Source organism: Bacteroidota bacterium (assembly GCA_037133915.1).
GTDB lineage: Bacteria > Bacteroidota > Bacteroidia > Bacteroidales > CAIWKO01 > JBAXND01.
Map to the genome: position 1 here is coordinate 1 of JBAXND010000102.1, position 4,673 is coordinate 4,673.

Below are 4,673 nucleotides of genomic sequence, written 5' to 3' on the forward strand. Positions count from 1 at the left end.
TGTTTTAAGTTGACATTTTGTTGCTTTTTTTGTCAACCTATTTCAGGACAAGTCATCCTGAAATAAGTTTACATTTTTCCTTTTACCTTTTTGCCTTTACCTTTCACCTTTGCTCATCTTTGATTCCTTTGGAAGCGGTCAACGTAAAGGCTGAAGGCTGAAGGGTTGACTCCCTTCCCCATTGAAGGGGGAAGGGCCGGGGATGGGGGCTTTGTCCTGAAATAAGTTTACATTTTTCCTTTTACCTTTTAGCCTTTACCTTTCACCTATTCCCTGTTACTTATTCCCTATTACTTATTAGTTATTTATACTGAAACCTGTAAAACTGTTTGTCTTTCGAGAGGTCCAGTGGATTATCGGAAAACCATTTCAGGAACTGTTCGAAGCGGTCTTTGTTGTTTGTAATCCAGGCATCGGCTTCGCTCTCGTTGCCATAATAGAAGAGCCAGTAGTTATAACAGTCGAAATAGTTTTTGCTTATCAGCTGCTTATGGAAATCGAAGAGCACGTTGGGGTAGTTCTTCGACTGATCTTTTGAAAAGTACATCTCAATGAATTTTGTTCTGATTCTGTTGAGCGTTGCCAGATTGATTTCTTTCTCTCCTACCAGACTCAGCAGATAATTCATTTCAAAGACGCTGTTGGCGAAGGGCAGTTTAAAGTCGTTCAGATCGTTTATGCTGATGGTAGCGTTTTGTGTAAAGCTGACGGCGATGGACGAATCTTTAAACGTGATGCTTTTGCTATAGGTGTCGTAGAGCAGCTTGCTCATCTTCTCTGTTCTGCCGGACGTACGTTCAATGTTACAGAAGAGTTCGCCGTACATAACAGCCCAAACGGTTTCGGAGGAGCCCGCATACAGTGAGGCGGCGTAGAAGTAGTTGGACGGAAACGCGGGCGCGTTCTCTATGCCTTTCTCGAACCATGTTACGGCGGCATCATATTCTTTGCGGTTGTACTTATTGATGCCCTGACCGGAATACAGCAGACCGGCATACGGATATTTCTCCAGGCCTTTTTCGTAGGTCTTGTCCGACTTATCCACTTCCTCCAGTTTATTGTAGGCATTGGCAAGGAGTTGGTAATACACGGGGCCGGAGGCGGGAGCATCCATAATTTTCTCCAGCAGCTTTGCGGCCGTTTTGTATTCTTCCAGATGGTAGTAGGCGTATGCCTTTTCGTACTGATAATCCGAATTTTTAGGCTCCAGCTTGATGGCTTTATCCAACAGCACAATGGCACCTTTGAAATCGTTTGCCGAATCCATAATGGCAATGGCCTGTTTATACAGCTCGTCTGCTTTCTGCGCATAGCCTGCCGACGCAAACAACATTGATAATACCAGGAAACCGAAGAGGAGTTTATTTTTCATAGGATTGGGGGTTGATGGTTTTTCCTTATTGGTAAGGTAATTCTGGCCAACGAGATTTATTCCTTGACTGTGCTATCATCTTGTTTGTTCTCATTGTTTCGCTCAATAATAGTTTCCTTTAATTTGTCATAAGGAACTATAGTTGTCAAAGCTTTTAATGATTTTAAGGTTATTGAGTGCTGACTTCGTTTGTATTCATTAAGCCGTTGTGTGGATAAAACATAAAATTCCCACTGATTAATATTCAAAGGCTCTATAGAAGTTTTATCGGTGTGATGAAGCAGACAAAACACATACACGTCGGCGTGTCGTTTCTTGGTGTCAGATTGCTTGTTTGTAAAGCTATCCCAATACAACGCAGGTTTTGTGCTGAATGATATTGTTGAAAGAGAACGCTGAAACCATGACTGAATAAACCCTGAAGATTTTACTTCAATTTTTATTCCTTCCGGAGTTTTCAGATCATAAGCGCTCCATTCATCTCTGAGAATATTCAAATCCAAGCCCAATGCTGTTGCAACAATAAACTCTGCGAAGCCGCCACGAATGGTATTTGACAGGATGTCTGATGTACTCCAGCGCCAAAAGTCCAGAATGGAATAATCCAGTTCTTTCCCATCAAATATCAATTTCTCATTTCCGGTTTTTGGCAAGGGTGTTATTCTGTCGAGATTCATATTGCCGGGATCGTGCATTGTACCTTTGTTTTAAATGCCTGCCTCCTAAGCATAGCCTGCCGACGCAAACAGTATTGATAATACTACAAAACATAAGAGGAGTTTATTTTTCATAGGATTGGGGGTTGATGGGGAGTTTAGGAAATTAGAGGGGGATTTGGAATTTATAGGTTACTCTGTTTTATATTAATAATACTCTTTTCCAATTTGACTCATAATTATTTGTGTATTGGCATTCTTGAATTTAAGGATAAAGTATTGCTATTCCAAGCCTTGCAGTGTGAGATGATAATTTCTGAAGAACATCGGCAAATAATTTGTCTTTGGCTTTTGCAATAATTTTATACTCTAAAGAATTTTTCAAATCATCTTCATTTACAGTTTGGAATTTGTAAAAATTAAAAATTATCATTTGCGGTTTTTCAATGTTTTCAATATGAATCGGATGCAGGAAAGAGTAAAACCCGTCTCCTTTGAAATATTTATCTATCAGCTTTTCATCAAAATCCAACATTATTCCACCAATAATTCTAGATTGAAGTTGCTTCTTTTTGCCGGCAAAATCGCAAGGAGGTGTTATTTCAATAGCTATTCGTTTGATGCTTTTCGGGTTTTCAACTTCTTTGCCCGCGTTATCTATCCTCTTGTCCATGAAATCTTTGTGCTCACTTATTTTTATTTCATTCTCTTTGCTGTAAAAATGATTAAAATATATCGGGTTTCTATTTTCAACAACCTCATAAATATTTCCAGGGAGTACTACAGCTTGCAACAAGTTTTGAAAATCCAACAATAAAAGTGAATTTAATTTTGAAAAAATATTTATGCTATCTTCTCCTGCCTCAATTTTTAAATTATCGGGATTCAGAAATAATCCCAAAATGTCTTGATGAGAATTTGATATTTCAACTTGCAAAGCATCCATCAATGATTTAACCAAGTCTTTTTGCAGAAATGGATTAACATTGTTCCAATGTTGCTTTGACCTTAGTCTTTTCTACTTCTGAACCATCTTTTAGCTTAATATTTACTGGAATCCCATTGTAATTACAGGATAACCTGAACAAAACGGCCTCAAGATACTTTTTCCTCTTCTCGCTAGTTTCAAAAAAGCCGTATAATGTAGAGATAGTTGTATCAGAACCCTTTTTTACAGATTTATTCCACTCGACAAAAAACGAAGACGCAACATCACTATTAAGCTTTTCTTCTAATTTTTCAAGGACTCCACTAAAATTGTTTTTATTTATATACTCATTCTTATCTAATGGAACAACAAACAATGGTGGAGTATATTGGTCCCCAGTTTTGTAAATTCTTTCCACAAAAGAATTGAAATCATCGGTATGTTTTGACCATAATACAATTCCGTAGGTCCCAAAATCATTACCAATTATGCTAGTAAAATATTTTCGGATTTTCCCAATATTGTTCTTCAAATTCTCCTTATCATCAAGGTATAAATCAAGGAAAATCAATTTCCTATTATTGAACGGTATTCTTTCGCTTTGCAGTGCTTCAATTTCAGCAGGAGTGTAATGTTTCACCCATATATCTTTTTCTTCAAGAAACTCTTGAAGTTTCTCAATTTCCGCTTTTGAGTCGTCAATGATTAACGCACTAGTAATAAATTCTCGGATCATATTCAGCTTATTTTTTTTCTTTTGGAAAACAGAGTGCAACAATCGCTTTATTGACTTTATTTTCTCGTAAAGGGTTTGGAAAATCAATTTCATTGTCATCAGAAATTAATATAAGTTTGCCTTTCATTGCGGCCATCATTTCTTTTGCAACGTGCAGACCCAGCCCCGATCCAATATTGTGAGGCTTGCCTGTTTGGAAAGGTTCTACTGCCACATCTAGGGGTATATTAAATCCTGGTCCGTTGTCGGAAACAATAATAGAATGATAGCCGTTAATTTCATCAGTAATATACACCGAAATATATCTATTAGATTTTCGAGCATAGCTTAACCAAAATATTGCATTGTCCAACAAATTCGTAACAACTGATATTGCTTCTGCTTTTGCTAAATAAGCTTCTAATTTGGAATCTTGCCAATTAGAAATAATACTAATTGAATGGTCTAAAAATCTAAATTCATAGTTATCCAAAGCAATCGAAACAATTTCGCTTAAAGGATGTAATTTTATATCCGACTTTTTCAGCATCGCAGAATATCCTCTTATAATTTTCTCCAAGGATAGTGAAATTCGTATTGCCTTGTCCTTTTCATTACGCTCAATTGAGCCAGATAATTCCGCAATAAGTTTATCCAATTCGTGAATTACAATCCCTAAATTTAAACCAACATTTGCGCTTTTTATAAGCACCTCTTTAACTTCTTTATATTGCTTATTAATTCGGTATAAGTATTTTAAAATTTGATCTTTAACTCCTTCAATATTATTTACTTTTTGCTCAACAAGTTCTATCACTTCATTCAGGTCAGATAATACCGGCTCCACGGCTTTGTGCTTTTTGTATAAAGAGGTCAGTAAAGCTTTGTCATTATTTCGCTCTCTGACTATAAGAGAAAGTGCATAATTAACAGCATCGTTGAATACGTGTGGAGAATACGCGCAAACTGGTCCCCTAGTTCCGCGTTAAGCTGACCCCCTTT

General features: G+C 37.1%; 5 protein-coding genes. All 5 read right to left on the reverse strand.

All coding sequences use genetic code 11. The features are described 5' to 3' along the window. Positions 1–301 precede the first annotated feature (301 nt). Positions 302–1,372: a CDC27 family protein gene (locus tag WCM76_16685; protein ID MEI6767269.1), complete on the reverse strand. Its 1,071-nt coding sequence runs from the start codon at positions 1,370–1,372 to the stop codon at positions 302–304. 56 nt (positions 1,373–1,428) lie between these two features. Beyond that, on the reverse strand, positions 1,429–2,067 hold the full coding sequence (locus WCM76_16690; protein MEI6767270.1) for a hypothetical protein: 639 nt from the start codon (positions 2,065–2,067) through the stop codon (positions 1,429–1,431). A 226-nt stretch (positions 2,068–2,293) separates the two neighbouring features. Then, the gene (locus tag WCM76_16695; GenBank protein ID MEI6767271.1) at positions 2,294–2,977 is read right to left on the reverse strand and encodes a hypothetical protein; all 684 of its coding nucleotides are present in this window, start codon (positions 2,975–2,977) and stop codon (positions 2,294–2,296) included. Positions 2,978–3,008: 31 nt separating this feature from the next. Beyond that, a complete protein-coding gene (locus tag WCM76_16700) occupies positions 3,009–3,692 on the reverse strand; it encodes a hypothetical protein (protein MEI6767272.1) in 684 nt (227 codons plus the stop codon). A 7-nt stretch (positions 3,693–3,699) separates the two neighbouring features. Beyond that, a complete protein-coding gene (locus WCM76_16705) occupies positions 3,700–4,518 on the reverse strand; it encodes an ATP-binding protein (protein ID MEI6767273.1) in 819 nt (272 codons plus the stop codon). Between the last annotated feature and the right edge of the window lie 155 nt (positions 4,519–4,673).